General features: G+C 59.7%; 30 protein-coding genes and 1 pseudogene. All 31 read right to left on the bottom strand.

Annotated elements, in window-relative coordinates; translation table 11 throughout:
• Positions 1-17: 17 nt before the first annotated feature.
• Positions 18-536, bottom strand: a complete 519-nt coding sequence (locus tag LIS66_RS05815) for a lysis system i-spanin subunit Rz (RefSeq protein ID WP_042607036.1) — start codon at positions 534-536, stop codon at positions 18-20.
• Positions 515-1,081: a glycoside hydrolase family 19 protein gene (locus LIS66_RS05810; RefSeq protein ID WP_042607035.1), complete on the bottom strand. Its 567-nt coding sequence runs from the start codon at positions 1,079-1,081 to the stop codon at positions 515-517. Before LIS66_RS05810 ends, LIS66_RS05815 begins: the two co-directional genes overlap by 22 nt.
• Before the next feature lie 36 nt (positions 1,082-1,117).
• A complete protein-coding gene (locus LIS66_RS05805) occupies positions 1,118-1,333 on the bottom strand; it encodes a hypothetical protein (RefSeq protein WP_080902455.1) in 216 nt (71 codons plus the stop codon).
• Between the two features lie 9 nt (positions 1,334-1,342).
• Positions 1,343-2,545: a hypothetical protein gene (locus LIS66_RS05800; RefSeq protein WP_042607034.1), complete on the bottom strand. Its 1,203-nt coding sequence runs from the start codon at positions 2,543-2,545 to the stop codon at positions 1,343-1,345.
• A gap of 51 nt (positions 2,546-2,596) precedes the next feature.
• On the bottom strand, positions 2,597-3,028 hold the full coding sequence (locus tag LIS66_RS05795) for a phage tail assembly chaperone (protein WP_227973788.1): 432 nt from the start codon (positions 3,026-3,028) through the stop codon (positions 2,597-2,599).
• A gap of 2 nt (positions 3,029-3,030) precedes the next feature.
• Positions 3,031-3,771, bottom strand: a complete 741-nt coding sequence (locus LIS66_RS05790) for a hypothetical protein (protein WP_042607032.1) — start codon at positions 3,769-3,771, stop codon at positions 3,031-3,033.
• A 29-nt stretch (positions 3,772-3,800) separates the two neighbouring features.
• Positions 3,801-4,352, bottom strand: a complete 552-nt coding sequence (locus LIS66_RS05785; protein ID WP_042607031.1) for a tail fiber assembly protein — start codon at positions 4,350-4,352, stop codon at positions 3,801-3,803.
• A gap of 7 nt (positions 4,353-4,359) precedes the next feature.
• Positions 4,360-5,456: pseudogene (locus tag LIS66_RS05780) on the bottom strand (phage tail protein).
• 123 nt (positions 5,457-5,579) lie between these two features.
• A complete protein-coding gene (locus LIS66_RS05775) occupies positions 5,580-6,083 on the bottom strand; it encodes a hypothetical protein (RefSeq protein ID WP_042607030.1) in 504 nt (167 codons plus the stop codon).
• Positions 6,080-7,231, bottom strand: a complete 1,152-nt coding sequence (locus LIS66_RS05770; protein ID WP_042607029.1) for a hypothetical protein — start codon at positions 7,229-7,231, stop codon at positions 6,080-6,082. Before LIS66_RS05770 ends, LIS66_RS05775 begins: the two co-directional genes overlap by 4 nt.
• 13 nt (positions 7,232-7,244) lie before the next feature.
• The gene (locus LIS66_RS05765; protein WP_042607028.1) at positions 7,245-7,844 is read right to left on the bottom strand and encodes a YmfQ family protein; all 600 of its coding nucleotides are present in this window, start codon (positions 7,842-7,844) and stop codon (positions 7,245-7,247) included.
• Positions 7,832-8,878, bottom strand: coding sequence for a baseplate J/gp47 family protein (locus LIS66_RS05760; protein ID WP_227973787.1), 1,047 nt, complete (start codon positions 8,876-8,878; stop codon positions 7,832-7,834). The genes LIS66_RS05765 and LIS66_RS05760 overlap by 13 nt, the downstream gene beginning before the upstream one ends.
• On the bottom strand, positions 8,868-9,266 hold the full coding sequence (locus tag LIS66_RS05755) for a phage GP46 family protein (RefSeq protein ID WP_101157940.1): 399 nt from the start codon (positions 9,264-9,266) through the stop codon (positions 8,868-8,870). Before LIS66_RS05755 ends, LIS66_RS05760 begins: the two co-directional genes overlap by 11 nt.
• A complete protein-coding gene (locus LIS66_RS05750) occupies positions 9,266-9,775 on the bottom strand; it encodes a phage baseplate assembly protein V (RefSeq protein ID WP_116658366.1) in 510 nt (169 codons plus the stop codon). The genes LIS66_RS05755 and LIS66_RS05750 overlap by 1 nt, the downstream gene beginning before the upstream one ends.
• Before the next feature lie 142 nt (positions 9,776-9,917).
• Positions 9,918-10,961, bottom strand: a complete 1,044-nt coding sequence (locus tag LIS66_RS05745) for a phage baseplate assembly protein (RefSeq protein ID WP_042607025.1) — start codon at positions 10,959-10,961, stop codon at positions 9,918-9,920.
• 4 nt (positions 10,962-10,965) lie between these two features.
• Positions 10,966-12,201 carry a DNA circularization protein gene (locus LIS66_RS05740; protein ID WP_042607024.1) on the bottom strand — a complete coding sequence of 412 codons (1,236 nt, stop codon included), beginning with the start codon at positions 12,199-12,201 and terminating at the stop codon, positions 10,966-10,968.
• Complete coding sequence (locus LIS66_RS05735; protein ID WP_227973786.1) at positions 12,198-13,964, bottom strand: phage tail protein; 1,767 nt, start codon at positions 13,962-13,964, stop codon at positions 12,198-12,200. The genes LIS66_RS05740 and LIS66_RS05735 overlap by 4 nt, the downstream gene beginning before the upstream one ends.
• A 130-nt stretch (positions 13,965-14,094) precedes the next feature.
• The gene (locus LIS66_RS05730) at positions 14,095-14,391 is read right to left on the bottom strand and encodes a phage tail assembly protein (RefSeq protein ID WP_024011858.1); all 297 of its coding nucleotides are present in this window, start codon (positions 14,389-14,391) and stop codon (positions 14,095-14,097) included.
• The gene (locus LIS66_RS05725; RefSeq protein ID WP_007908779.1) at positions 14,388-14,735 is read right to left on the bottom strand and encodes a phage tail tube protein; all 348 of its coding nucleotides are present in this window, start codon (positions 14,733-14,735) and stop codon (positions 14,388-14,390) included. Before LIS66_RS05725 ends, LIS66_RS05730 begins: the two co-directional genes overlap by 4 nt.
• Positions 14,736-14,801: 66 nt before the next feature.
• Positions 14,802-16,298, bottom strand: a complete 1,497-nt coding sequence (locus LIS66_RS05720) for a phage tail sheath subtilisin-like domain-containing protein (RefSeq protein ID WP_042607022.1) — start codon at positions 16,296-16,298, stop codon at positions 14,802-14,804.
• Positions 16,298-16,480: a DUF2635 domain-containing protein gene (locus LIS66_RS05715; protein WP_042607021.1), complete on the bottom strand. Its 183-nt coding sequence runs from the start codon at positions 16,478-16,480 to the stop codon at positions 16,298-16,300. The genes LIS66_RS05720 and LIS66_RS05715 overlap by 1 nt, the downstream gene beginning before the upstream one ends.
• Positions 16,477-17,061: a hypothetical protein gene (locus LIS66_RS05710; RefSeq protein ID WP_042607020.1), complete on the bottom strand. Its 585-nt coding sequence runs from the start codon at positions 17,059-17,061 to the stop codon at positions 16,477-16,479. The genes LIS66_RS05715 and LIS66_RS05710 overlap by 4 nt, the downstream gene beginning before the upstream one ends.
• A gap of 147 nt (positions 17,062-17,208) precedes the next feature.
• Positions 17,209-18,237, bottom strand: coding sequence for a phage-like tail protein (locus LIS66_RS05705; RefSeq protein ID WP_042607019.1), 1,029 nt, complete (start codon positions 18,235-18,237; stop codon positions 17,209-17,211).
• 9 nt (positions 18,238-18,246) lie between these two features.
• On the bottom strand, positions 18,247-18,459 hold the full coding sequence (locus LIS66_RS05700) for a tail protein X (protein ID WP_042607018.1): 213 nt from the start codon (positions 18,457-18,459) through the stop codon (positions 18,247-18,249).
• Positions 18,452-18,835, bottom strand: coding sequence for a phage tail protein (locus LIS66_RS05695; RefSeq protein WP_042607017.1), 384 nt, complete (start codon positions 18,833-18,835; stop codon positions 18,452-18,454). Before LIS66_RS05695 ends, LIS66_RS05700 begins: the two co-directional genes overlap by 8 nt.
• Positions 18,832-21,033: a phage tail tape measure protein gene (locus LIS66_RS05690; RefSeq protein WP_042607016.1), complete on the bottom strand. Its 2,202-nt coding sequence runs from the start codon at positions 21,031-21,033 to the stop codon at positions 18,832-18,834. The genes LIS66_RS05695 and LIS66_RS05690 overlap by 4 nt, the downstream gene beginning before the upstream one ends.
• A gap of 128 nt (positions 21,034-21,161) precedes the next feature.
• On the bottom strand, positions 21,162-21,743 hold the full coding sequence (locus tag LIS66_RS05685; RefSeq protein WP_042607015.1) for a phage tail assembly protein: 582 nt from the start codon (positions 21,741-21,743) through the stop codon (positions 21,162-21,164).
• 152 nt (positions 21,744-21,895) lie between these two features.
• On the bottom strand, positions 21,896-22,402 hold the full coding sequence (locus LIS66_RS05680; RefSeq protein ID WP_039762530.1) for a phage major tail tube protein: 507 nt from the start codon (positions 22,400-22,402) through the stop codon (positions 21,896-21,898).
• The gene (locus LIS66_RS05675; RefSeq protein ID WP_042607014.1) at positions 22,402-23,568 is read right to left on the bottom strand and encodes a tail protein; all 1,167 of its coding nucleotides are present in this window, start codon (positions 23,566-23,568) and stop codon (positions 22,402-22,404) included. Before LIS66_RS05675 ends, LIS66_RS05680 begins: the two co-directional genes overlap by 1 nt.
• Before the next feature lie 2 nt (positions 23,569-23,570).
• Positions 23,571-23,756, bottom strand: a complete 186-nt coding sequence (locus tag LIS66_RS05670; protein WP_042607013.1) for a hypothetical protein — start codon at positions 23,754-23,756, stop codon at positions 23,571-23,573.
• A 98-nt stretch (positions 23,757-23,854) separates the two neighbouring features.
• Positions 23,855-24,400 (bottom strand): DUF4376 domain-containing protein, encoded by a 546-nt coding sequence (locus tag LIS66_RS05665; RefSeq protein ID WP_042607012.1) that lies wholly within the window; start codon positions 24,398-24,400, stop codon positions 23,855-23,857.
• Positions 24,401-24,405 lie beyond the last annotated feature (5 nt).

Genomic DNA, 24,405 nt, shown 5'->3' with positions numbered 1-24,405 from the left:
GCTTTCAATACACAGAATCATTCAAAATGTTCGGGCGCCAACGCTCTGACGTAGGCCTGACACGCCTGCAAGGCAATCAGTCCGCGGTCGCCGGTGTCGGTGATGGCGATAATTCGTTGAGCATGCGCCGGGTCAAGTCGGGCGCGTACGGTTGCAGAATCCACGCCGCCGGTGCCGGCGGTGGCTGGCACCGCACAGCCGTGGGCAACGTCGCCGGCGTCGAGAAGGACTGACAGCCGAACATCGGCAGTAGCAAGACGATCGCGCAGGCGATCCTGATCACGTTGGGCATCGCTCAGCGCTCGATAATGGGTGTGTTCACTGGCCGCGAGCCGTTGCTCCAGTGCCAGGCGTTTATCCTGCTCGGCCTGTTGCGCGTTCGCGGCAGCTTGTGTCAGTTGGTTTTGCGTTTCGGCGTTTAACCGCGCCTGCTCGGCCAATTGCTGCCCGTAGCGCCAGTCCTGAAACTGCCACGCCGCAGCAAAAGCCCCGGCCACCATCAACAACAGGCCAATCACCCGCCAGGAGCCGGACATAGCACCGCCCTCGCCCGCGCCCAGATCTCGAGACGATCCTGCAAGCCGTTCAACCCGCCGTTGATGCGCCGGGTAATGATGTTGAACTGGTCCGCATCGGCCAGTTCATTCAAGCCCTTCTGCGCCCAGAACCACGCCGCCGATTCGGCTGCCCATTGCGGTTGCTCGAGCAATTCGGGCAATGCCAACAGACGCTCATCGCCAAACAAGCCGAGGCTGCATTGGCGATAGTTTGCGCGACCGGTGATTTGTATGAGCCCACGCCCTCGGTATTTTTGCCCGTCGCCATCCGCCTCGGGCGTATTGCCCAGACGCAGCGCCAGGGTGCCGGTGTCGTATTTGCTCAGGTATTGGTTGTTGCCCAGTTCGCGCACGTAACGCAATTGGCCCGACTCGTGACCGACCTGTGCCAGAAACGCGGCAATGCGCTTGGGCGTATCAATGCGCTGCCTGGCCATGGCGGCGTTGAGTGGCGAAATAAAAACGCCCGCTTGGGAGCGGGCGTTGGGCATGATGTCGATAAGGTGTTTTTCAGTTAACTGCATGATGCTTGATCCTCCCTGGATGTTGTCCCGATTGAATCACGGTTGGCGGCTGATGCTTGCCAGCCATTTATTTGCCAGAGTTTTCAGGGGGCTGTCCAGGGCAGTTTCAAACGAATCGTTTGCCGGCATTACCTTGCCGCCAGATAAAAGCCAGTCTTGATAATCAAGCCAGTCGCGATTGGTTGGATCTTGCGGGATATAAGCTACATCGCTCAGCCTTAGTACGCCGCATGTAGTCAATTGATAACTCATTGCTTACTCCTAGAGCTCGGCATCCGCAGTCCATTCAATCTGCAGTATCTGTCCCGGAACGCTGTCGACGGGCGTCGTCGTGCCAAAGGCAAAACTGCGCTCGGTCACACTCTGCACGATGGATCCAGTACATGCCTTTATAAGTGAATAATTCCAGATTTCACCGCTGGCCTCGCCGGGGCAATACATCTTGATCGTAGGCTGTACGCGCTTCTGAACCAGCAGGGTTACCGCCATCCCGGACTGGGGGGACTTCGCGGCAGCGGCCTGGGTGAACGTGGCGATACAGGTACTTGGGCCGTTGTTTGCCCGAATGGGCAAGCGGCTTGCAAAAGACTTTTCGAAGTAGCGCTGACATAACATCAGCTCTTCCGCGGCCGGACGGCTTTCGAAGGGGGTAGAAACCGGCCCTTCTTCCAGCTGAATTCTTGCCAGGTCAACCGTTTGAATCACATTCAGCGGAAGATCGAAACTCAGCCTCAGACAATCATTGGCACCGAGCATTTTCCCGGCGATTACAGGTACCTGAAAGGTGGTCGTGTACCTGGACCAAGCCGTGGTCAATTGAAAGACCTCGACCGATTTCATCACCGGCTCCGAGCCACCAGTTCCGAAGTACTGGGTTATGAATACCTTCAGCGGCCGCGCAGCATCGGAGCGCGCCCAAAAGGTCATGGTGGCGGTTTTACCGGCCAGTGTCCTGACCGACTCGATATATTGGGAAATTTTGTGTTCAGTGGAACCGACGCCGGCTGTTGTCTGCTGCCAACGCAAAAAATGAGCGGGCTCGCCTGACACTTCGGATTGGCCTGGCGCGAAATCCTGGCGAGAGATATTCACGGCAGCATTGCCGTTCCAGTCACAACGGAAACGATCAGCCACGTACCCGCCGACATTTGGCGCCTGATTGGTCGTCCCGCGTTGCCAGATATCGAATCCGCCATTGATCAGCAGATTCCGGCGATACACCTGCACCGGAAACTGTTGCAGCGGATCTGGCCTGGACAGTTGCCGGATCGCTTGAGCCAATTGATCAGTCTGCTGCTCATCCGGGCTCAACCCTGCTGCGGTAATTGCGCTGAGTATTTCCTGAGTGACACTGTTGCCCCAGCTCGCTGGAATCAGCGAGCCGGGCGTACCAGCAATGGCGTCCTCATCAACGAACTTGCCGTTGACCAGACCAGAGCCGGGGACGCTTTTGGGATAATCCACGTGAGTATTCCTTGAAGATTCTTTGTGCGCTGCGCTTTCTCGGCGCGTAACTCAGCTGTTTGCGCGCATCGCTATTTCAAGCCAATCGGGTTCCAGCGGACGCGAGAGACTCTGCGGAAACTCCGGATCATCAGGCCAGTCGCGCAACGCTTGTCGATAAGCCAAAAGTTGTCTGTATTCCTCGATACGCAGTGTCGTGCCGCCACCCGTTTCCAACTCTTCCATATCGCGAATCACCAACCACTGAGTCAGCTGCAACTGGTGGTCCCGCCACACACGCTCAAGGGAGGCGGCAGTTTGCTCGGCCATCAGGATTCGTTCCGGGCGTCCGTCTTTATCGAGAGAAAGAATTGTTCCCTTGGGTGCATTTGATATCAGCGCGCAATACTCGCCTTCGCTTAATTCATAAGCGTCCGCCGGTATGTTCAGGCCATGCAGTTGCGAATGATAAAAGCCGCTGGTTTGCGGAGAAAAATAATACATATTCAATACCCCACGCCGATGATTCGTGCGGAAATCGAGACATTAGCGTAATCAGGGCAACGCACATTGATGCCCACTTGTCGACTTACCGAGGACACCGCATTCCAAGTGAGAAATGTCGCCGTTGACGTCCCCTCATGGGTTGCAACCGCGAGGAACAATGCATTGGGAAATGCCAACGGCCACAAATTGAGTTCACCGTTGTTATTGTTAGCGGTCTGACTGGCACTTCCGTTGATCCATTGGATGATCAGACCGCCCATCCAGGACGGAAATACCAGGTACCCAGAGGGACCGAGTCTCACCATGAACCCGAGTCGGAGTTTCCTGGGAGTGACCATAACCGAATCACTGGTGCCAGCATTGACCTCCGCTTGAGAAGCGACTCTTGCTGTCCCGGTGATCGTCTCGGTTGCTTGCAAAACTTTCTTGCCAATGGCTTGGAAGACTCGCAACGGAGTCATCAGTTTTGTCGAACTTGAACCCGACTCCGCGTCTTCCTGAGTAGCCAGGCTTTCGCTCTGGTTCCTGGAGATCAGGGTATTGATTGCAACCCTGAGCTGAGTGTTGTCACTTTCATCAGCGGTGGCCCCGGTACTCGTGATGACTTCCATGATTTCTTGCGTAACGCCATTGCCCCAACTTGCCGGAATCAATGACCCGGGGACACCGGTGAGTGGGTTTTCATCCGCAAACTTTCCATTTACCAAACCCGCACCGGGCACACTTTTTGGATAATCCATTGCATATCTCTTTGTGAAAAATTAAGCGGTCAGGCAGGCAAAACCGGCCAATTGATCGCCTCAGGAAAACCGGGCTGCTTGTCGATGCGGTTCAACTCCACGCTGTAGAGCTTCCATTCGAGCAGCTGTAACTGTTCGTCATGGTTGGCATCACCGGCGTCTTCGGCATATTGCAAGGGCGCGATGCGGAGTAAGGCGTTGCCGAGCAGGACATCGCGCTGAGCCAGAACGACACGCTTCAGATCAGCCAGTCGCGCGACTTCGTCGAGCTGCCAGGCATTATCGATCCAAGCGTGAAAGCCGCCTGGCCAAGGCAATTCGGTGAGGCCTTCCGGCAAATCGCCCAGCTTCGTCCAGCTTTCTCTCAACCCCGTATCGGTGTGATAAACATTGCCGCGACGATCAACTTGCTGTTGTAACGAACCATTGTCATAAACCCAGGCATATCCCCGTGGAGCCGGGGCCAGTTCGATGCTCAGGGTCACGGCATTACTTGGTAATTGGGCGCCGATACCCGGTACCAACGGAAATTCGACCGGTCCTGACAACGCGCCACTGTCATCTATCAGATAATTGAACATGTGCACCTCAGATCAGTTTGATTCGGGCGGGGTAGGCAATATTTCGAGGACGGGTTTCGCCAGAAAAGTTACCGATATTGCCGATGAAGGTATCGGAGTCGAATGCAGGATTAGGGTAGGTCGTCGCCACGGTTGAAGACGTCGGAGAAAAATTCACATCAGTGGCAACGTTCCACACAGGATCTGGGATAGCAGGCGCCGGACGGAAAGAAGAGCCGGTTCCGGTAGGAAGAAAATGGTTGTGGGTTTGCAAGGAATGCATTTGCAGGCTGCCGATAGCTCGCCCGCTGTCCACGTTCCTGCTTTCACTTAGCACTCGCAAAAACTCACCGCGAATTTCCGGAATACGAAAGTTCGAAGCACCATCGCCAGTGGTCCAGCCTCCCTCTCTCCCAGCGCGTAAAGCCTCGGTGGTTAACGCGCCAGACGCTTGGGCGAAATCCCACAGCCATGGCCACTCGGCACGCTTGAACAGGTCGCCGTTAGGAATACCGTAGCCACCCGGGTTGAGCAGAGTGGTCGTTTCGAAAAATGGCCGACCCAAGGCACTGGTATCAAGTCGCCCCACCGGCCACCAACTGCCAGCACCGTCACTGCGCAAATGCCACCAGTCGCCGCCCCCCATCAGTACGAAAAACGCGTAACCATTCGGCGAGAGATGAGTATGGAAACGGATTCGGTCAGTGCCGACCGCCTGTATCACCATGCGACTGCCGCTGTTGTCCACCCGACGCACAATGACATCGCGTACACCGAGGGCGGCATCGGCTGGAGGTAACAGCAAGGTGACGCTACCGGGGCTGCCATCGATCAACAACAGCCCGAGTTCCTGTTCGGTCAGCGCTTTCGAAGCAGCCAGTCGGGTAATCACCGAACGCATCGGACTGGCGCCGCCGACAATCGCCCGAATCGCCTTGAACAACTGGCCGTTGTCCGCCTCGGAAGCCTCCAGCCCCCGCCGGTAATCACACTCAGGATTTCCTGAGTCACGCTGTTACCCCACACCGCCGGAATCAACGAACCCGGCGTCCCCGCCACCGGATTTTCATCGACGAAACGGCCGTCGACCAGGCCGACGCTGGGGACGCTTTTTGGATAGTCCATGGATTGTTCGTTCCGGTGCAATGACAAATGAGCCATGCCTGCGCACTGGCAGACACAGGTCTGGTTCGGAAAATAAAAAGCCCACATCGAAGTGGGCTTGGGTGAGGCAGGACGAAAGATCGGTTAGCTGGCAAGTTCGCCAATGGCAATCAAGGCTTCATCGGCCGCGCCGCGCGCCAGATCGATCTTGCCCTTGCCCGCCTGTGCGCGGATCTGCGCCTTGGCCTTCAGGCGCAGAGTGCGTAGGGTGAGCAAGTGGTCAGTCAGCTGTTCGGCCTTGGCGAGAATCTGCTCCGCCGCCTGTTTGGCCGTGCGACCTTTGACGACCCACGCGGCAACTGCGAGAGGGACTTCTTTTTTCGGGTAACCGGCGTCCCGAAAAGCCTGAGCGTCTGCGGCTGCCTGTGCGTACTCCATGGCTTTGAGCGGGTCGCCTGCCAGTGCGCTGCGAGCGTTGTCAGCGGCGGCATCGACTTTCGCGCACAGGTGCTCGGCTTCCAAATGTTCCAGCGTCGCCAGTTTTGATGCGTCTGCCAGCCATTGCTGTCCATCCCACTCGTGTGCAAGCGAAGGCTGCGGCGGGCGCAGTTCGTCGCCAAATTGATGAAGCTCCTGAATCACCTTCATCGGATCAACTCCCACAAAAAATGAATATTGACGGCGTTACTGAAATTCACTGCGATACCGGAGGCGTAATCGGCAACAGGGTGAGTTTTGATGCCGATGCCATGCAGCGCTTCGTCCTTCGAAGCATCCATCGAGCCGAGACCATGTTGAGACTGAAATGTCTGCCACAACGAGCGAAGCTGCGTGTGATCGAACCCGGCGGTCAAGGTCGATACGGACACGTCTCCGACCGCATTATTGGAACAGATCACGATTGGATTTTTGGCTGTCCATCCTGATGGGTTGCCACCGATGATCTGCACGCCAGGGCTCGTAAACGTGTAACTGGAGCCCAACCAATTGGCCTCCGAGAACCCTACGCTGGTCAGCAGGCTGGCTGAAGGCGTCGCATTGCTGAAAATCAACCGGGCCGAACGCGCATGCGGGTCCAGTGGCAGATAAATCACACCGGTCCCACTAACGGTCTGGCTCCAGGTGAGCCGGGCCCGGTTATAGATTGCGAGTACCAGAGGGACAGTTCCCACCGCTCCGGTGAGAATCCAGGCAACGCACATGTCCAGGCTGGTCGAGCAAAATCCGCCACCGCCCACGCCATCCGCCATGCCTTTCAGGGACGCCGGGGCTGCGTCAGTCGGCGCGCCGCGCTGTACATAAAAAATCAGTGCGTCGCCGACTACTTGAGCACGCAGAAAATAACCCGTATTAGGCAACAATTCGGCGCTGGTCCAGTTCGACGTGGTAAACGTGCGCGACCTGCCCAACTGGCCAGGCACGACCTCTTGAGCGATGCTCACCGGTATACCCGGCGGCACCGAAACCTTGCCTCCGCTGGTCGCCGACGCATTGGCAGTGACGGCCAATCGGCCCTCTGCATTCGCGACGGTCGGCAATGGCAAGGAACCGATCGGCAACGCCGAATCCAGATTCCAGCCCTTGGCCGAAACGCTGCGAATCGCCTGCAACAACTGATCGTATTTCTTCTCGTCCGGCGTCAGGTCTGCCGCCTTGATCACATTGAGAATTTCCTGGGTAACCCCGTTGCCCCAGTCCGCTGGAATCAACGACCCCGGCGTCCCTGTTATGGGGTTCTCGTCGACAAACCTGCCATTCACCAGCCCGGCACTGGGCACACTGATCGGATAGTCCATCTGCTATTTCTCCCTAGTCATAATTGATATGCACCTTGGTATGCGCCGGCGCGCTGCGGTGGATCAGGCATTCCAGCGCCGAGCCGGGGTTGACGCCGAAGCGCTCCCCCCAATAGCTAGCGCCATAACGCCGACCGAGCAGCAGGCGGCCGCCGGTGTTGAGCGTCCACATGAATTGCGCTTCCCAGGTGCCCCAATGCGCCGAGCCGAAACGTGCACGGCCCATGCGTGGTGCTTCGTGTTCGGTGATGCTGGCGTTGGGGTAGCCTTGGCTTTTGGCGATGTCGAGGTAGTAGCCGACAGCCTGGCTGCCGACTGCGAGCAGGCGGCGGCGTACGGCGAGGCGGCGGTCGTCGAATAGCGGCGTGGTGCCCAGGCACGGGTCGGGCAACTGCATGACGCGTTCCCAGTCGGGCACCAGTTCGCTGACGCCGGCCGGGTCCATTTCGTTGAGCAGATCGGCGGCGCGGGCGTCGAGGCGGGCCAGTTCGACGGCGACGCCTTGCAACACTTCTTCGAGTTCCGGCACCCGTTCCGGATCCCATGCCGGGCCGCTGGGCAGCAAGGCGCGCAGTTGCGCCTGATATTGCGCGGCGGTTCTTATGCCTCCCATACGCAGCCTCCGAAGGTGAGCAGTTCGCTCTGCCCGGCCGGCACGTCCGCCGCCGGTGCGCTGAGGCTGTGGTCGTACTCGCCGCCAGCGCTGCTGATCGCTTCGCGGATATGGCTGATCAGCAGCGGCACACCCAGATCGGCCTCGCGGTTATGCAGGTCACGCAGTTGCGCTTCGACGGCGGCGCGTACCGCGGTGGTGTCCGGCTCGACGCGCTTGAAGCGATACACCACCGGCACTTGCACCGGTCGCTGCACATGTACTTCGGCGGTTACCGGGCGCAGCGGTTCGAGGTAATCCTGAACCTCTGCCAGTTGCTCATCGTTCGGCACCGGTTGCGGGTCGTCGTCGCGCATGATGAACACGGTCACCGTGCCCGGTCCGAGCAAACCACCACGACACCACGCCCGCGTCACACCCGGTACTTCCAGTGCCCAGGTTTCGTAGTCGCTGGCCGCGCCACCGTGGGGAATTACCCGATAGGATCGAATGACCCGCGAGCGCAGCGATTCCAGGCTTTCGCGGGCCACGCCACCGCTGAGGCCCGGCGCCAGCACCACAAAGCTGGTGCCGACAATCCCGGCAATCGGTTGCACCGGGGTCAGCGTCAGACCCGCATCAGCGTTGCCCAGACTGCCGGCCTCCAGCGCCGCAATCGTGGTGCTGTTGCTGCCATTGACCGTGGTGCGCGCGGTGGTGACTTTGTAGGTGCGGCCATCGTTCGCTTGCAGCAGCGTGTCGATATCCAGCACAGCGCCGGGAGTGGCGGTAAAACTGACGCTGCCGCTAGCCACTTGCGCGGCTTTGCGCGGCTGGTTCAGGCGCAGTGCGGCGATACGTTCAAGGGTCGACTCGTCGGCCTTGTCGGGCAGGATCTGTTCGGCAATCCAGTCGAGATAACCGTACAGGCCATAAGCGGCGCCGCCGAGGGTACGGGCCAGCACTTGCGCATCGGACTGGCGCAGCGAATCGCCGGCCAGGTCGCTTTGGGTGCGCTTGATCAGCACCGGCAGCGTAGGGGTTTCAAACGGCATAGATCACCTGCCAACTGTTATCGGGGTTGATGTCCAGACGTTCGCCGTCGGCCAGGGTCAGGACCGTGCGCAGGTTCAGGCGCTGGGCGTCGAGGCGTTCGCTGATGATGTCGATGGCGCTGCAGTGGCCGTCGTCCAGCAGCCACTGCAGGGCTTCACGGGCATAGAACTCGGCGTCCATTTGCGTCTGCCGGGTCAGCTTGACCCGGCGCAACAGCCACAGCCGCGAGCCGATGCGATCGTCGGCCACGGTGGGAAAACTGTCGCCCCACCAGCCGAAGCGCTCTTCGTCATCGAGGGCGTCGTCATCGGCGGCGCGGCGCCAGGTGAACAGGCTGATGAGCACGGCGCGGGTCAGTGCGGCGTGGAGATTCTGGCTGATGAGCATCATTGGCCTCCTGCCGGCGCGCCGGTCTGCCCATTGCCGGCCTGAACGCCAACATGGACGTGCTTGATCTGGCTGATACCGCCGGCCAGTTGATCGCCTGTGGAAACGATCTTGCCGGTCTGATTGATGACCGGCGTGTCGAAGTTCACCGCGCTGCTGGCGCGGATGTTCAGCGTGGCGGTTTCGATATCGATGATCCGCCCGCGCTTGAAATGAATCCTGTCGCCTTCGTCGGTGTAGATCGCCACTTCGCCGGCGGCGAGTGCTTGCAAGCGATAGCGGCGGTCGGCAATGACCAGGGCGATGGCGTGGGAACGGTCACCGCCGATGAAGGTGACGATCCCTTCGGCCCCAGCCAGCGGATGGCTGGTAAAACCGTAGGGCTCGAAGTGTTCGAGGTCGTCGTTGACTTCGCCGGCGGTGAGGCGCATTTGCAGCGATTGCAGTTTCGAAGCCGAATTGGCGAGCACGACAGTGCCGCGCGCCAGCAGGCGTGTCAGTAGGCTCATGGTTTTTTCTCAAAAAGGTGGGCACAACGCGATCAACTGTAGGAGTGAGCCTGCTCGCGATGGCGGCATGACAGTCGACACTTCTGTGTCTGTTGAACCGCTATCGCGAGCAGGCTCACTCCTACAGGGGGCGGTGCAAGGCTCAGGTTTGCTTCGGGGGAGTCGGATCAGGATCAAAGGTATGCGGCGGTGCCACTTGCAACGTGGTCACCGAACCCTGCGCCGACAACGAATAAGTGACCTTGGAGATCAGCATATCGCCATCGAAATCGAGCACCGGATCCTTGACCTTCACCAGCGTGTTGTGGCGCCACAAATCACCGTTGCTCTGCCGCCAGCCCTGCACCTGATAGGTGGTGGCCTGAGCCCGGCCCATGCGGGTCGCGCTTTCCCATTGGGCACGCTGTTGCGCCAACTCAAAGGTCAGCTGCGTGCCTTCATTGATCACCGTGGTGCGCCGACGTTTGAAGCTCAGATCCGCCGCCGTCGACTCGACTTCGCTGACCGCCGCGCCGCTTTTCGCATCCGAGCCTTTTTGCTGGCCGATCACCCGGTACTCGGAAAACACCTGGCTGAAATCCATCGGCGCATTGGCCGAGAGGATGTTCTTGCCCAACTCCAGCGCATCGCTGGCGCGTCCGCCGCTGCCGGGTTTGGCCAACACCAACTGGCCCAGTTCGTTGTCGGTGGAAAACACCCGCAGCAGCGAGAGCAGCCGGTCGATCGACTGAAACACCGTTTCACCCGGCACGATGGTGTGTTTGGTCAGGCGCGTGGTTTCGCTGATTTCATTGACGACCCACAGTCCATATTCGCTCGCCAGATCGCGGACGATGCTCAGCAACGGTTGTTGCTGCCATTGGCTGGGCAGGTTGCGGGCGGCGCAATCGACCAGATCCTGGGTTTTCGAACTGCCTTCAATGGTCAGGCTGATCTGCCGTCCGTCATAGCGGATCGGCGCCTTGAACACGTAGCCGGTGAGCACCAGGTCCTTGCCGATTTTTACTTCGCAGGGGTCGCCCGGTTTGATTCTTTGATCCACGGTCTGCCCCGGCCATTGCCAGGTGATGTCGAGCTTGAAGGTGCGGAACTGACGCTCAAGATCGGCAGTGATTTCGACGCTTTTCCAGCCGCCGTATTCCATGTCGTTGACCGTCAGCGTGACGTGATTGTCCATCTCGTTCATGGCGTCACTCCCGCGAGACTTTCACGTCATTGGGCGAGAAACCGGGATGGGTGATCCCGTTGCGCTGAGTCACTTCGTCGACTCGCGTGGCGTCGCCGAACTGCTTGTAGGCCACGACCACTGCCGGAAAGCTTTCCTGAAACGACTTGCTGACTTGCCGCACGCCGGAGGACGCCACCGCTTTGAGATGAGCCACCAGCGCCTCCTTTACATCATTGATGGCCTGGAAGTGCGCAGGCCCGGCTTTCGCCAGCATCGGATCAATGGCGGCAGTCACCGCCGTGCGCAGGGCTTGCATATCATCGCTGACAGGCACTTCCTGACGGCTGACCGGCGATGTCGACTGTTGAGCCACCGACGGTGTCGACGCCAGTTTTACCGGCGTGGTCGCCACCGGCATCGAGGCCACCCACTGCGCGACTTTGACCAGCATCGTGTCTTGCACCAGATCGACCATCGCTTGCGCTGCGGCATTGGTGTCCTTGCCGGTGGTGATCTTCGGCGCATCGGCCTTGCGGATCGCTTCGAGTTGCTGCGACACGTCGGCAATCACGCCACGGTAGCCTTCCTTGGCGAACGCTTTCAGCTCCTTGATATCGCCGAGCAAACCCTTGAATTCTGCCGCCACTTCCCTGGGCAGCTCCTTCACGGCTTTGACCAGTTCGGTGATCTGCCGATACTGCTCGATCAACGGTTTCAGTTGCTCCTTGATCACCTCGTAGACGCCGGTAAGGCTGTTGCGCAGGTTGGTGATGCCGATCCGCGCAGCCTTGATCAGCGTCATCGCCTGTTCGAAACGCGCCACCGCCGAACCCAGCAGACCGTCGGCTTTGGCCAGCAGCACTTTCTGTGTGCTGACCGTGGCCGTCGGAAACGGCAGCGGCTGATCGGGATAAAACTTCAAGGCGAACGTCACCAGCCCACCGTCCTGGCGGGTGTGGGTCATGTCGCATTCGCCGACCTTGACTTGCAGGCGTCCGAGCCACGGATGCACCAGTTCGCCACGGCCCTGCTCCAGCGCCTTGAGCAGCTTGTCGCGCTGCTCCAGGCAATCGGGGCCGATAATGAACGCGGTCAGATTGTGGGTCTTGGCCTGCTGGCCGAGGTCCTCGAAAAACGGCAGGTCGCGCTGCGGGTATTCATGCAACTGCCCTTTGCGACCGACCGGGGTTTTCGCCTGGTCGATCCAGAAGCCGACACCGCGAAAGGATGCCGGCAACAAACGGTCACGCCAGTTCATTGGGAACCTCCCATCGACAGTGAGCGATAGCCGATGCGCGAAGACACGGCCAGGCCCGGTTGATTGGTTTGCGGTTGTTCGGTGCGCAGGCCTGCCGGCGCATTTTCGAAGCGCACGGTCAGGCCGCCTTCGAGTTGCGTACGGTTGTTGGCGGCGCTCTGCTGGATCAGCGCGCTGGAGGTTTGCGGCAACGAACCGCTTTGCAGTGTGCCGTTGCCAGCAGGCGCCGGGCTGGCACCGAAGAACGCCGGCGCCAGCTCGCCCTTGCCTTCGGCATTGGTCTGGCGTTGTGCTTGAGTGAGAGTTTCAACCTTGCCGGTGACCTTGGCGATCAATCCGGCAAAACCGCCGTCGAACAATTCCTTGATCGGCGCGATGACGGTTTGCAGCTTTTGCCACAACTCGCCGAACCACTCGGTGATCGGCCCCCAACTCTCGATGATCTGCTCCAGAGGCTTCCATTCGAACAGGCTGTGCAGAAAATCCACGACCGGCGCGGACAGTGCCAATACAACGCCCCAGATCGCCGAAAAGACCTCCCCGACCGGTTGCCAATACTGGGCAATCTGTTCCAGCGGCGACCATTCGAACAGGCTGGTGAAAAAGCCTCTGACCCGCTGCATAGACGTTTGCAGCGCCATCCAGATCGGTTCGAAGAACCCGACAATCCCGCCCCAGGCGCTGGTGAGCATTTCCATCGGGAAAAAATCGAATAGCGTCCGCAGGATATCCCGGGTGCTTTGTACGGCCGATCGCAGCGTCGTGAACATCGGTTCGAAGAACGTCACGACACCACCCCACGCATCGGTAATCATCTGCATCGGCGAGAAATCGAACAGGTTTCTGAGAAACGCCATCACCGGCACACTCAAGGCCTTGAGCAATTCCCAGATCGCCGAGAACAGGCCGGTCAGCGGCCCCCAGTTTTCAATGATCATTCCGGCCGGGGACCAGGAAAACACCGATTGCAAAAAGTCAGTCACCGGCGCGGTGACTGCTTTGACTTTGTCCCAGATGCCCGAAAAGAATCCGCCGAGCGGCTCCCACAGCGCCGCCAGTGCAGCCATCGGTCGCCAGTCGAGTATCGAGCGCAACGTCGCCATCGCACTCGCCCCGGCGTTTTTCACGCCCTCCCACATCCTTGTGAAGAAGGCGCTGATCGGTGTCCAGTTGGCCACGATCAGACCGGCGGCGACGGCAATGCCCATGGCAATCAGCATGATCGGGTTGGTCTTCAGCACCATGCTCATCACATCGAACACTTGCGTGGCGCCGGCCACTGCGGTTTGCATCGCCGAAAAGGCAATGGCCCCCGCCGCCAGGCCTTCGACCAGTTGCGGATTGTCGGCGAGCAGGCTGCCGACCTGAGTCAGCACCGGCTCCAGGCCAACCACCAGCGCCGCAACGGCTGGCACCAGCGCGGCGTCAACCGAGGCCGAAACCTTTTCCATCGATGCACTGAACACATTCATGTTCTGCGCGGCGGCTGTCGGCGCGGCGGGCAGATCGACGGTTTTCGCCGTGTCGCTGACTTCGTTCAATTTGCCCTGGAACGCCGCCGCCGATTTGATCCCTTCCACGAACGGCGTGATGACACTGCCGCCCTTGAACAGACCACTGATGTCCAGTTTGCCGAGGCCGGTCTGCTCGAGATTGTTTTTGAAACTCTCGACCTTCACACGCAGGGCGCCCAGTTTGGGCGAGAGTTCATCGATGCCGGTGATCAGCAACGGTTTCGGGGTTTTCTTCTCTTCGTCTGCCATCACTGCACCTGCTGCATCGCGTTGATCCGTTGCGCGTGCTCCAGCGATTCGCGGAGCACATCCAGTGGCCTGGCCATCATCTGTTCGGGGTCAACCTTCCAGAACCAGGCCAGGTCATAGGCGACGGCGATCAGGTCGGTGATGGCGCCGACGCCGCACTCATGAAAAAACTCGCAACGGCCCAGCTCAGTGCGTTGAGATCAGCCAGATCCAACTGGTTGACCGACGACGGCGGGATGCCGGCGCACACGGCGATGTATTTGGCCGCCACGTCCATGTCGAGGCTGACTTCTTCGCTCTTGTCGATTTTGTAAGGCAGCGCCTTGATCGCTCGCACTTCCTGCACCGTCGGACGGCGCAGAACGAGTTCGGTCAGGGGCTCGCCGTGGGCTTCGATCGCTACCTGAAGCTTCACGGCGGCGCTCATTGCCAGGTCCCCTTGATGCCTTCGAATTTCAGTTCGATGGTGGCGTCATCGCCCTTGGATACTGGCTCTTCGACCAGATAGGCGCCGGCCAGCACGTAGACTTTCCCGTTGCTGAATTCGCAGGTGACGGTGATATCGGTGCCTTCGATCAGCTTCTTCAGCGGGAAGTCGGCGGTGTGCAGCGCGGTCACTTTGAAGGACGGCGCAATATCGGTTTCCTTGTAGAAACCGGGCACGACGGTTTCACGTTTGACGGCCATCAGCGGGGCTTCGCAGCCGCCATTGATGGTCAGTTGTGCGCCGTCGACCTTGACGTAGCAGGTGCCTGCAATCAGTTGACCCATGGTGTTTCTCCCTTCAAATAAAAAGCCCACGCGAGGTGGGCTGAATGCTGACGTCGACTGCGCAAATCAGGCCGCGTCGTCGTACTGCAGACGGAACTGGTTGAGCAGTGCGAACACGCGCAGACCGTTGATGTAATCCGGCGGGAACAGCACGTTCACGCGGCTCGGGTCCTGCACGTCGCGCTCGACGATCAGGTGCTCGGCGAACAGTTCGGCATTCTCGACGTGGCCTTCCAGTTCCAGCTTGGCGTACTGGGCGATCAGCTCGCCGCGAATGGTCGCTGGCGTCACGATCGGCTGGCCGGCGCCGAAACGCGTGCCGTCAGAAGCCAGTTTGTGACGGCCGTATTTGCTGGTGATCACGCTTTGCAGACGACGCACGATGAACGCCGACTGGTGCATGGTTTCGCTGTCCAGATAGGAGTTGTCGGCCTGACCGTAGGCGTTCTTCTGGTACGTGGTGATCGAGCGCTGGATGCGCACGTAACCGCCTTCGTAGTAAGCAGTGGCGATGCCGTAGTTGAGCAGCGACTGACGCTCGGTCAGGGTGAAACGCTCGCTCGCCGGCGCCGGATCAACGCCCGGCAGACTGCCGCTTTGCGTCGGACGGCTGGCGTCGGCGGAGATGAACACCGCAGTGCGCGCAGCCAGCGCGGCGGCCTGTACCCAGAACGGTTGCGGCACACCCGGTTCCAGCGCCTGAATGGTCATGTGCTGATCGTTGCGCGCCTGGCCTGCAGCGACCAGCGTGCCGACCGTGCCGCGCTTGGCGCTGTAGACGTGACCGAACAACTGCTTGGCCCACGACCAGCGTCCGGTGCTGTCATCCATGACCGCTTGCCAGGTGTTGAGGGTCGCCAGATCGGACCACGGCAAGGCGATGAATTCGAACGGTTCATCGCCCAGTGCCGCGACGGCGGCGATCTGATCCGGCACACCGGCGCCACCGGTCATGGCGGTGATTGCGGTGGTCAGGCCAGCCGGGGTTTCTTCGCCGTTGCTCTTGCCCAGGCGATTGAATTGCAGGCTGATGTCGTTGCCGCTGTCACCCGTCCACTTGGCAGTCAGGGTGATGACACCTTCGGCAGCGGCAGCGCTCACCGGCAAGTCGGCAGTGGCGTTGATTTTCTGCGCCAGCGCAGTGGCCGCTTGAGCAGCAGTGGCGCCATTGACCACGGTGGCCTGCACACGCACGCCGCCAACATAAAGGTTGAGCATGCCAGCCTGGGTCGCAGCTCCGGTCAGGGTCAGTACACCTTTGGCGATGGCGCCTTCGGCGTTGTGCAGCGGCAGGCACCAGATCTCGCCGATCGGGTCAGCCTTGCGGAAGGTCTCGTACATCGAAGCGAGCATCGAGCCCTGGCCGCCGATGCTTTTCGCCAGTGCCACGCTGGAGACCAGCACCAGTTTGCCGACTTCGGTCGGGGCAATGTTGTCGTTGACCTGCGCGACGATCAAACGGCGCATGGCCGACGTCGCGCTGTTGGCGGCCGAATTGTCCATTTCGGCATAGAACAGCGGCACACGAATGTCCGCCGGGATGTTGCTGAATCCGATCGCCATTATTTGGCTCCCTGTGGTTTAGCCGCTTTTGCGGTTTTGAGTGTGATGTCGCCGTCCGCCAGACGACGGCGCCACCAGGCGCTGTCCGACACTTCACGGCCTATAGTCGGCAGCAGATCGCCCGCCTCCGGGTCAGGTACGACTCGGCCGGTGGCGGGCACAACAGTGATGCGGTTGCTCATGGGATTACGTCTCCAGAGAAAGTCATTTCCACCCGGCCATCCGGGCCCGGGCGTTGCAGGTTGGGGTCGGCCGGATCGATCGCGTCGACCCGCACCGTCATCCCGGTAAAGGACGACAAAGCGTCCAGTTCGCGCTCGTGCCAACTCTCCGCAGGCTGACCGGGCAGATTGCGACCGAGCTGGAACTCGGCATAAAAACGCAGGCGATAGAACACGCGGCTGGTGTTGATCGACACCAGCTCACCGCCGTCATAGACGATGGCGCTGTAGTCGGAGTCGGGCTTGAACCCCACCAGCGCGCGCCACAGTTCGGCGCGCAGGTCGTGCAACAGATCCAGCGCTTTTGTAGGGTCAGAGGCATCAAGCGCCAGGACGATTTCGAAGCGCTCGCGGATCGGTTGGGCGGTGAGGTTCTGTGCGCTGCCGACACTGGCCAGATCGGCCAGCGGCAGAACGTGGGCCGAGGGTGTCGGGAGATCGGGGTTGCCCTGCAGCAACGCCAGATCAACGCCCACCGAAATATGATTGGCAAGCCCAGGGCATTGCCCACGCAGTTGCGTGAGGATCGGGGTGATCTTCATGGGGTGTTCCAGATTATGAAAATGACCACAGGCCCCTGTAGGAGTGAGCCTGCTCGCGATAGCGGTGGATCAGACACATTGATTTTGGCTGTGGCACCGCTATCGCGAGCAGGCTCACTCCTATAAAGGAACCGGGTCGCTGCGGAATCAGTCTTGTAAATCAGCCTTGGGATCCAGGCCGGAGGCATCAATCAGGCAGCGATAGCTGTTGTCTCGACTGCCGCTGGCGGTGACCTTGTCGATCGACCAGCGCCCGCGCATGAAGTCCGGCCAGCTCTCGTCGAGCAACACCAGACCTTCGGCGGCCAGCCGTGGATCGCCCGGGCAGGTGATTTTCACCTTGTACTTCTGCCGCAGCATCTTGCGCACTTCGCCCTCGCCTACTGCGATCGCATCGGCTTCGCTGGGCTGCTTCTGGCGCAAGGTCTTGAACGGCGCAACGCCCGTTTCAACCCAGCGCAACACCCCGGACGCCGCATCCCAGAAACAGGTCTTGCAGCCCTTGGCCTGCTCGCGGGCAGATTCTTCCAGCGTGGCGCTGATGAAGGCGTGATCGCCGGGTCGGTTATTGTGAGTAACCGACAGGGTCACGTCCGGCAGAACCTGTCCCGACAACGACTTGGTCTGCCCGGGCCGCGCCAGCACGTATACATCGCCATACGGCTTGGCAACGACGCTGTACTTTTTCGCCAGACGCGTGATGAAGCCCATGTCAGTTTCGTTGGACTGGTCGATGTGCTCGATCCGGATCAACGAAATTTCAGGCGCGACCCGTGGCGAAAAACCGTGCAGCTCCACCAGCTTGCGAAATAATCCACCCAGCGTCGTTGGCCCATGACTAACGGTGCGGCGCTGCTTGAAGCCGGTTTCATCATCCTTGCTGAACGGCGCCGCGGTGGCCACCAGTGTGAGGCGAAACGGAAACAGTGTCGGCGTCAGACGCGTCACTTTGAACAGGCCTTTATCGACCATTGCGGTTTCCCGATAACCGACTTGCAGACCAATCTTTCCACCCAGACTCGGCAACCCTTCAAGGCCCTCCAGATCGATGGTCAACGTCAGTTGATCGGACTCGAAACCGGCGGCATCGATGTGCTCCCAACTGATCAGGCGCTGATTGAGCAGGGCCGCGTTGGCCCCGTAGATATTTACTGCGGGCGTGAATCCCAGTGCCATGCCGCCTCCTTAATCCCAGGCCGTGGCCGCCTTGATCACGGCGGGTTTCACATCCAGTTCGGGCAACACGACCCAGACGCCAGCAGGCAGAACCGGCCCGTGTTCGGCCAGGGTCGGGTTGAGCTTCCACAGTGCTTCTTCGGCGGCGTCGTCACTGCGCCCGGTTTCCCGATAGAGCAGCAGATTCACCGAGTCACCGGCCAGGCTTCGTGCTTTACGCATTGTTGAACTCCGCTAACTCGACGACCCAATCGACCACCATCGCCGTGCCGTCATCGATGATCTGCCCCTGTGTTTCCTGAACCGAATTGATCCGCCACAAACCCCAGTTGCGACCGATGCCGTCAATCAACGGCAGCGGAGTACGCAGTGCCTGGAGCGCACGCAATTCATCGAGCCGATCCATGGCTACGGCGTACATCGATTTGCCGGTGATGGTCAGGGTTTCGGGCTTCTGGCCAGTCTGGCTGGACTTGGGTTTGCTGGTGAGGATCTGTATCTCGGTCCAGCCGCCATCAGCCTTGCGCAGCAACTGGTGATACGCAAAGTTGCGCGACAGGCCGAAGATGAAAGTGCCCAGTGCCATTTGTTGTTTCATGTGGCGGCTCCGTCGGTGAGGGCTGCGTCACGGCGGGTGGCGAGGGGGTTGTTGGTCAGCAGCGGGGTCATTTGCATAAATTGGTTTTGCAGATGCTGTGCGACCAACATGCCTATCTTGTCCGAGCTGCCGGGATCGCTGCAGTAGACCTGGACAGTGGGTGCATATGTCAGGGGCTGACCGGGTAGCTGGGCAGTTGTCAGCTCTTTGCTGACTTGTTCGGGCGCAGAGAGCTTGTCCGGTGGTGGCACTACAAGTTTCTCTCCCAGCGAACTACCGCCCTCCGAGCCAAGCCATCCGCCGATGAGTCCTCCAATGAGGCCTCCCAACGCCATACCTGGTGCCAACCCGATGCTGCCGATCGACGCACCGATGGCGGAGCCAGCCACCGCACCAGCCCATCCGCCGCCCGCAGCGCCAAGACCTGAAGCAATTTTCCGCTTGTCACCGCTGGCTACGCCTTCGATGACATCGGCGGTTCCGATTGCCACCTTCGCAGGCCAAGGCATCATCCGTGACACTGGCCGCATTTCAGCGACCGCAACGCCGAGGCGCGGAGCATTGGGCCACGCTGCCTGTTCAAGTATTTTCAATCCATTGCTGGCGCCGGAAGCCCTATTGGCAATCGGGGGAACTGCCCCTGGAGTGAGCGAATTCACCGCAGCACCTGCTGATCCCGCGGGTTTCCAGCGATCAGGAATGCGGCTGGCGGCTTTATCGACGATGCCTTTGCCTAAACGATCTTTCAGTTCCTCGCCAACGGATTCAAGTACGAAGTCGAGCACCGGTTTAGCCCACGCAGCCGCCGTTAGAACGGCACCTGTGGTTTTCGGATAGGTTTCGGCCAGTTCACTCAACATATCAGTCGAATGTGCATCACCCGGCTTTTCGATATCGGGCGCCAGAGCATTGCCCTTGGCAACCGACAAGCGCTCCTCTCGCGCATTCTTGATGTTCAACTGTCCTTGCTGGGTATTGGCGAGCGCCAGCGCGGACGCTTTCACCGAAGCGTTGTTGCCCAGTTCCGAAGTCGCATATTGGCGTTTGTCCGCGACTTGCAAAAACGCTTCGTTGACCAGACCCAGGTTCTGCGAAAGTGCGAGGGCGGCGTTGCTGCTGTCCGCGAATAACGTGCGGGCCAATGCCGTCCGTTGCTCAACGGGTTTGGCATTCAGTGCAGCCAGTACGGTCAGCACAGTACCTTGTTGCGTGCCCTGTTGCTCCGGGTCACGCAGGGCTTGTGCAACTGCTTTTGGGTCAAGTTTCAATTGTTGCCAGGCAGCCGCTTCGGCCGCAGAAGCTTGATCGCCTCTGCCCAACGCATCGGCAATGTTTTTCAGCGCAACGCCGGCATCATCCTTTTTCGTGCCTGTATTCAGCAATGCTGCCGACAACGCAGCTGCCTTTTCGGGTTGCAGGCCTGCGACCACTGCTGATTCACCCGACTGTTGCAGGACAGCACCGATATCGGCTGCCTGGACATCCCCGGTCAGCTTGCCGAGGTGGTTGACCGCGTCTGCCAGATCAACCGCTTGATCCCGCGTGAGCTTCATGGAGGTGCGCCAGACCTTCGCCATTTCCGCGACTTCGAGCGCTGGGAGTTTGAATGCCGACGCCGTGATAGCAACGTCATTGGCAAAGGTCAGCAACTCGAGCTTTTTGTCGGATGCATTGGCATTTTGGCTGCCTATTCCCGCCTTGGCGCCCACGCTCGCGACATTGACCAGATCCTCCCCGGTGGTGCCTCCGGCGGCTACTAACGGGGCGCTAGCCATCACCAGACTGGACTGAGCAATGTCTTTACCGTCATCACGGGAGATCTCGGCGACACTGCTGAGCGCGGCTGCCGCCGTATCCATTGCCAGTGCCGACTTGCGGGTTGCTGGAAGCTCGGCGTTCGCTGAGTTTTTTTCTGCCGTTTTGTTTGTGGCGGATGTTTCGCTCTTCACCGCAGTATTCGCTGTCAGTGGCAAAGAACGCAGGGCGGCGAGCGTCACATTCAGCGCATCGATCGCTGTTGTCAGCACACTGATCTTGCCGCTGGCGATCAGTAGTACCTGACGGAGCCCACCAGTCTGGTCTGTGGCGAGAGGTGGTCCGTTCGCTGCCCTCAGCGTTGCTGCGCTCAGGCTGATATCGCCCATCGCGACACCCTTGTTGTCGCCAGCATTCGCCAGCACAAATTGATTCGCTGCCATGCCGCTCTACTCCTGTTTCACGCCAAGGCGAGTGATCGCTATGTCGTAGCGGCGCAACGCCTTTTCGGCGTCCCATTCCAGAATCTCCGCCTCACTTACCGGGTAAATGAGCGGGACGATATCGAGGATTACTTCGATGTCGCGTTCCGAAAGTAGGCCGCCGGCTGGTTTAAAAAATCGTCGATGCGCACCTGCAATTGCGTCCAGTCGGGGACGGTCAGATGGGCCAGATCGGGGATCATCAGGCCGGTGCAGTGAGCGGTGATGAACTCGGCGCGTTCCTTGGCCGTTTTCAGTTTCTTCATCACTTTGGTGGCGCGCAGCACGGGCATTTCCAGCGACAGCGAGGTCACGGTGCGGCCGGTCACGGCGAGCGGTTGCAGCAATTGCACTTGATCGGGATCGTCGGATTTCTCCGCGCCTTCAACCTGGTCGAGAAAGTACGCACTCGGCCGGGTCGACATCTCATGGACGTACTGAGCGATGCTCACGTAATCCGGGCGTTTGAGTTGATCGAGCTCTTTGACCGACAGGCCGGTGGCGAGCAGCGCCAGTTCGAAGAACTGATCGTCTTCATCGTCGCCGGCGCGTTCCAGCGCTTCCTTCTGTGCGGCGTAGAACAGCGGTTTGAGCTGGATCTTTTCGATTTGCGAACCGTCATCGCCGGTGATCGGCGACAGCAGTTCGTGTTGGGGTGGCATCCACGGCATGTATGAATTCCTTGGTGATTCGTTAGATCCACTGTGGGAGCGAGCTTGCTCGCGAAGGCGTCGGGTCAGTCAACATCGTTGTTGAACATCAGACCGCTTTCGCGAGCAAGCTCGCTCCCACAGGGTTTTGTGATTTGCCGGTAAACCGAGGCTTACGGCATCAACACCGCACGCCGTGCATCACCGAGGATGTCGACGCCGTTGAGCACGAACTTCTGCGTGCGCACGTCGATGTCGATCACCGGCACGCCGTTTTCCAGGCGGTTGTAGGTGCGGCAGGACAGTTCCAGATTGGTCTTGGGTTTCTCGCCCATTTTCACCGCGGTTTCCTCAAGGGATTTCAGCTGGCCGCCGACGGTGTGATAGGTGAACCAGGTGTTGCCGTCCTGATCCTGACCGGCCTCACGCACGTTCAGCAGGATGTCGTCGCCCAGCTTCACGCCCAGCGCCAGCAGCACTTCGGCACCGAGGCCTTGCAGGGTCAGCTTGGCGCCGAGCGCTTTGCCGCCCTTGGCCATTTCTTCGACGATGAAGCGCCCGCCGCGCATCTCTTCCATGTCGAATTCGATTTTCGGCGGGGTGAATTCCTCAACGGTCGCCGACAACGGCAAACCTTGCAGGGTGGCCGCGATGGCCTGTCTTACGCGGTTGGTAAACATTAGAGAACGTCCTCCAGGAACTGCTCGATGATTTCATCGCGGGCGTTGAGTTGATAAACCATGTGTTCATTCGGCGCGTAGCGGCCGTAGTCGATGACCACGTACCAGGTGCCGTTCTTGTACTTCTCGACGCTGTTGAGTTCCGGGTGCAGGTACACGCTGCCGCCAGGAATGGTTTCGTCGGCGACCAGGGTTTGCAGCCAGTCGTTGATGCGCTTGACCTCTTGATCCATGAACGACTTGGTGAGGTTTTTGGCCATGGCTTTCTGGCCGGCCTTGACCAGCTTGCGGCTGATCGCGTCTTCGAGTCCGACGTAGCTGATGAACTTGCCGGTGATCGAGCGGTTACCCAGCAGCGAGAAGCCGCCGAGCACGGTGCGGGCGTAGTAGCTGACGCCGTAACGGTTGAGCAGATCGCCTTCGGTGGACGTGTCAAGAATGTTGTATTCGACGACACGCGAAACGTCTTCGGCGAAGGTCACCTGGTTGCCCGGGCTCTCCCACTGCTTGACCTTGGCCAGTGCGGCAATCGCCAGACTGGACGGCGACAGGAAGACGTTTTTCTTCGCTGCTTTCGAATACACCGCCGGCATGTTGTGCACCACAAGGCAACGGTCGAAACCGAGCTCGGCGCCGCCCAGTTCCTGGCTGTACAGCACCTGATCGGCTACCGACACATCCTTGCCGTCCAGCACTACACGGGCCTTGATGCGCTTGCCGAACGAAGCGAACTCGCCGGCCACCGCTTTAGTGCCGGTGAAGCCCGGCGCGCCGATGATGGTCAGGTCTTCCGGGACACTGCCCAGCGCCGCCAGACCGAGCTTGCGACCGGTCGCCGGCTCGACGCCGCCGATGACATTGTTGACCGTGTCGGCCGGCGTCGCGCCGGCCTCGACGATGACTACGTACACCGGCACCTTCACCACTTTGAGGATCTGGTAGACCGCGTGATACAGAGTGCCCTCTTCCGACCCGGTCGGATCGAGCAGCGCATGGGTGGTGAAGCTGTTGATGCGAAACGGTGCGTTGCGCGGAATCAGCGGATCAGCCTTCGGCGCGGTGCCGACCAGACCGATGACGTTGTCACCCAGGCCACCCATGGCCTCGGGAGATTCGCTGGCATTCACGGTAATGCCGTTGTGCTCGAAGTTCAGAACCTCAGCCATGTTCAGTCAGCCTTCTTGGCAGCGGCCTTTTTGGCCTGGGTGATAGGGGTTTTCGGTTCGAGTCGACCGGCAAAGTGCAAGGCACTGGCCTCGACATCGAGCAGATCGAGTTCTTGACCAGCGCTCGACCAGTGCCCACCGCCGGTGGGGAATGGGACGAGCACGGTGTAGGTTTGGCGGGTTGCCATTTTTCGTTTCTCCATAAACGGGAAAGCCCCTCGGAGGGAGGGGCTTTGGCGGGTGATCAATGTTTTATGTTGGTAACAAAAGCCACGATGCGGGGCGCTTATTGCGGGCCTGCAGATACGGCTGAAAGTGAATCTGGCCAGCCTTCATTGAGCATGTCGTCGGTGTAGGTGCCAGCTTCCAGCGCTCTGAGGAGATCGAATTCTTTATCAAAGCAGGCCTGCACATGTGCGCGGACTGCCTTGGCAATGAAGAGAATCTGCGTCGCGCCTAACTTCACGAAACCGTTGAGCGTCTTGAAATTGCAGACATATCCAGGATCAATAACAGCCGAGAGACAGGTGCTGGCGATCAGCGCCTGACTGTCGCGTGTTGTTTCGACTTTCAATCCCTCTACAGCGATACCGCGCGTTTCATGCAGGAACCGAGTTGCCGCGAACAGCTCAGGGTAATTCGGCTCTTCTACTGCAAATGGTACTTTGACGACTTGCCCGTCTACCAACTTCCAAGCGCCCGTCCGATCGGTTCTGGTCGCCAGGAAAAGTTCATCGCTCAGTTCGACCGCTTGCTCAGGAATGACCGAGTGAAGCGCCGAGTCATAACGTCCGGTCAATTCACCGGTCTCACTAAATGTTGCGAATTTCATAGTTA

This window comes from Pseudomonas sp. HN2 (assembly GCF_020736465.1).
Classification (GTDB): domain Bacteria; phylum Pseudomonadota; class Gammaproteobacteria; order Pseudomonadales; family Pseudomonadaceae; genus Aquipseudomonas; species Aquipseudomonas moraviensis_A.
The sequence above is the reverse complement of the archived record's forward strand: the minus strand, read 5'-3'. Positions and strand labels throughout refer to the sequence as shown.

Bases quoted from the DNA above. Each gene is read 5' to 3' on its own strand.
- LIS66_RS05810 (WP_042607035.1), bottom strand. From the start codon at position 1,081: ATGCAGTTAACTGAAAAACACCTTATCGACATCATGCCCAACGCCCGC.
- LIS66_RS05790 (WP_042607032.1), bottom strand. From the start codon at position 3,771: ATGGATTATCCAAAAAGTGTGCCCGGTGCGGGTTTGGTAAATGGAAAG.
- LIS66_RS05770 (WP_042607029.1), bottom strand. From the start codon at position 7,231: ATGGACTATCCGATCAGTGTGCCCAGTGCCGGGCTGGTGAATGGCAGG.
- LIS66_RS05720 (WP_042607022.1), bottom strand. From the start codon at position 16,298: ATGGCGATCGGATTCAGCAACATCCCGGCGGACATTCGTGTGCCGCTG.
- LIS66_RS05730 (WP_024011858.1), bottom strand. From the start codon at position 14,391: ATGAGCGCCGCCGTGAAGCTTCAGGTAGCGATCGAAGCCCACGGCGAG.
- LIS66_RS05755 (WP_101157940.1), bottom strand. From the start codon at position 9,266: ATGCTCATCAGCCAGAATCTCCACGCCGCACTGACCCGCGCCGTGCTC.
- LIS66_RS05680 (WP_039762530.1), bottom strand. From the start codon at position 22,402: ATGTTTACCAACCGCGTAAGACAGGCCATCGCGGCCACCCTGCAAGGT.
- LIS66_RS05695 (WP_042607017.1), bottom strand. From the start codon at position 18,835: ATGAAACAACAAATGGCACTGGGCACTTTCATCTTCGGCCTGTCGCGC.
- LIS66_RS05710 (WP_042607020.1), bottom strand. From the start codon at position 17,061: ATGAAGATCACCCCGATCCTCACGCAACTGCGTGGGCAATGCCCTGGG.
- LIS66_RS05785 (WP_042607031.1), bottom strand. From the start codon at position 4,352: ATGTTCAATTATCTGATAGATGACAGTGGCGCGTTGTCAGGACCGGTC.
- LIS66_RS05805 (WP_080902455.1), bottom strand. From the start codon at position 1,333: ATGAGTTATCAATTGACTACATGCGGCGTACTAAGGCTGAGCGATGTA.
- LIS66_RS05725 (WP_007908779.1), bottom strand. From the start codon at position 14,735: ATGGGTCAACTGATTGCAGGCACCTGCTACGTCAAGGTCGACGGCGCA.
- LIS66_RS05815 (WP_042607036.1), bottom strand. From the start codon at position 536: ATGTCCGGCTCCTGGCGGGTGATTGGCCTGTTGTTGATGGTGGCCGGG.
- LIS66_RS05665 (WP_042607012.1), bottom strand. From the start codon at position 24,400: ATGAAATTCGCAACATTTAGTGAGACCGGTGAATTGACCGGACGTTAT.
- LIS66_RS05745 (WP_042607025.1), bottom strand. From the start codon at position 10,961: ATGAACGAGATGGACAATCACGTCACGCTGACGGTCAACGACATGGAA.
- LIS66_RS05765 (WP_042607028.1), bottom strand. From the start codon at position 7,844: ATGGGAGGCATAAGAACCGCCGCGCAATATCAGGCGCAACTGCGCGCC.
- LIS66_RS05750 (WP_116658366.1), bottom strand. From the start codon at position 9,775: ATGAGCCTACTGACACGCCTGCTGGCGCGCGGCACTGTCGTGCTCGCC.
- LIS66_RS05795 (WP_227973788.1), bottom strand. From the start codon at position 3,028: ATGTATTATTTTTCTCCGCAAACCAGCGGCTTTTATCATTCGCAACTG.
- LIS66_RS05735 (WP_227973786.1), bottom strand. From the start codon at position 13,964: ATGGCAGACGAAGAGAAGAAAACCCCGAAACCGTTGCTGATCACCGGC.
- LIS66_RS05775 (WP_042607030.1), bottom strand. From the start codon at position 6,083: ATGAAGGTGATTCAGGAGCTTCATCAATTTGGCGACGAACTGCGCCCG.
- LIS66_RS05715 (WP_042607021.1), bottom strand. From the start codon at position 16,480: ATGAGCAACCGCATCACTGTTGTGCCCGCCACCGGCCGAGTCGTACCT.
- LIS66_RS05700 (WP_042607018.1), bottom strand. From the start codon at position 18,459: ATGCGTAAAGCACGAAGCCTGGCCGGTGACTCGGTGAATCTGCTGCTC.
- LIS66_RS05690 (WP_042607016.1), bottom strand. From the start codon at position 21,033: ATGGCAGCGAATCAATTTGTGCTGGCGAATGCTGGCGACAACAAGGGT.
- LIS66_RS05670 (WP_042607013.1), bottom strand. From the start codon at position 23,756: ATGGCAACCCGCCAAACCTACACCGTGCTCGTCCCATTCCCCACCGGC.
- LIS66_RS05675 (WP_042607014.1), bottom strand. From the start codon at position 23,568: ATGGCTGAGGTTCTGAACTTCGAGCACAACGGCATTACCGTGAATGCC.
- LIS66_RS05740 (WP_042607024.1), bottom strand. From the start codon at position 12,201: ATGAACTGGCGTGACCGTTTGTTGCCGGCATCCTTTCGCGGTGTCGGC.
- LIS66_RS05705 (WP_042607019.1), bottom strand. From the start codon at position 18,237: ATGGCACTGGGATTCACGCCCGCAGTAAATATCTACGGGGCCAACGCG.
- LIS66_RS05685 (WP_042607015.1), bottom strand. From the start codon at position 21,743: ATGCCGTGGATGCCACCCCAACACGAACTGCTGTCGCCGATCACCGGC.
- LIS66_RS05760 (WP_227973787.1), bottom strand. From the start codon at position 8,878: ATGCCGTTTGAAACCCCTACGCTGCCGGTGCTGATCAAGCGCACCCAA.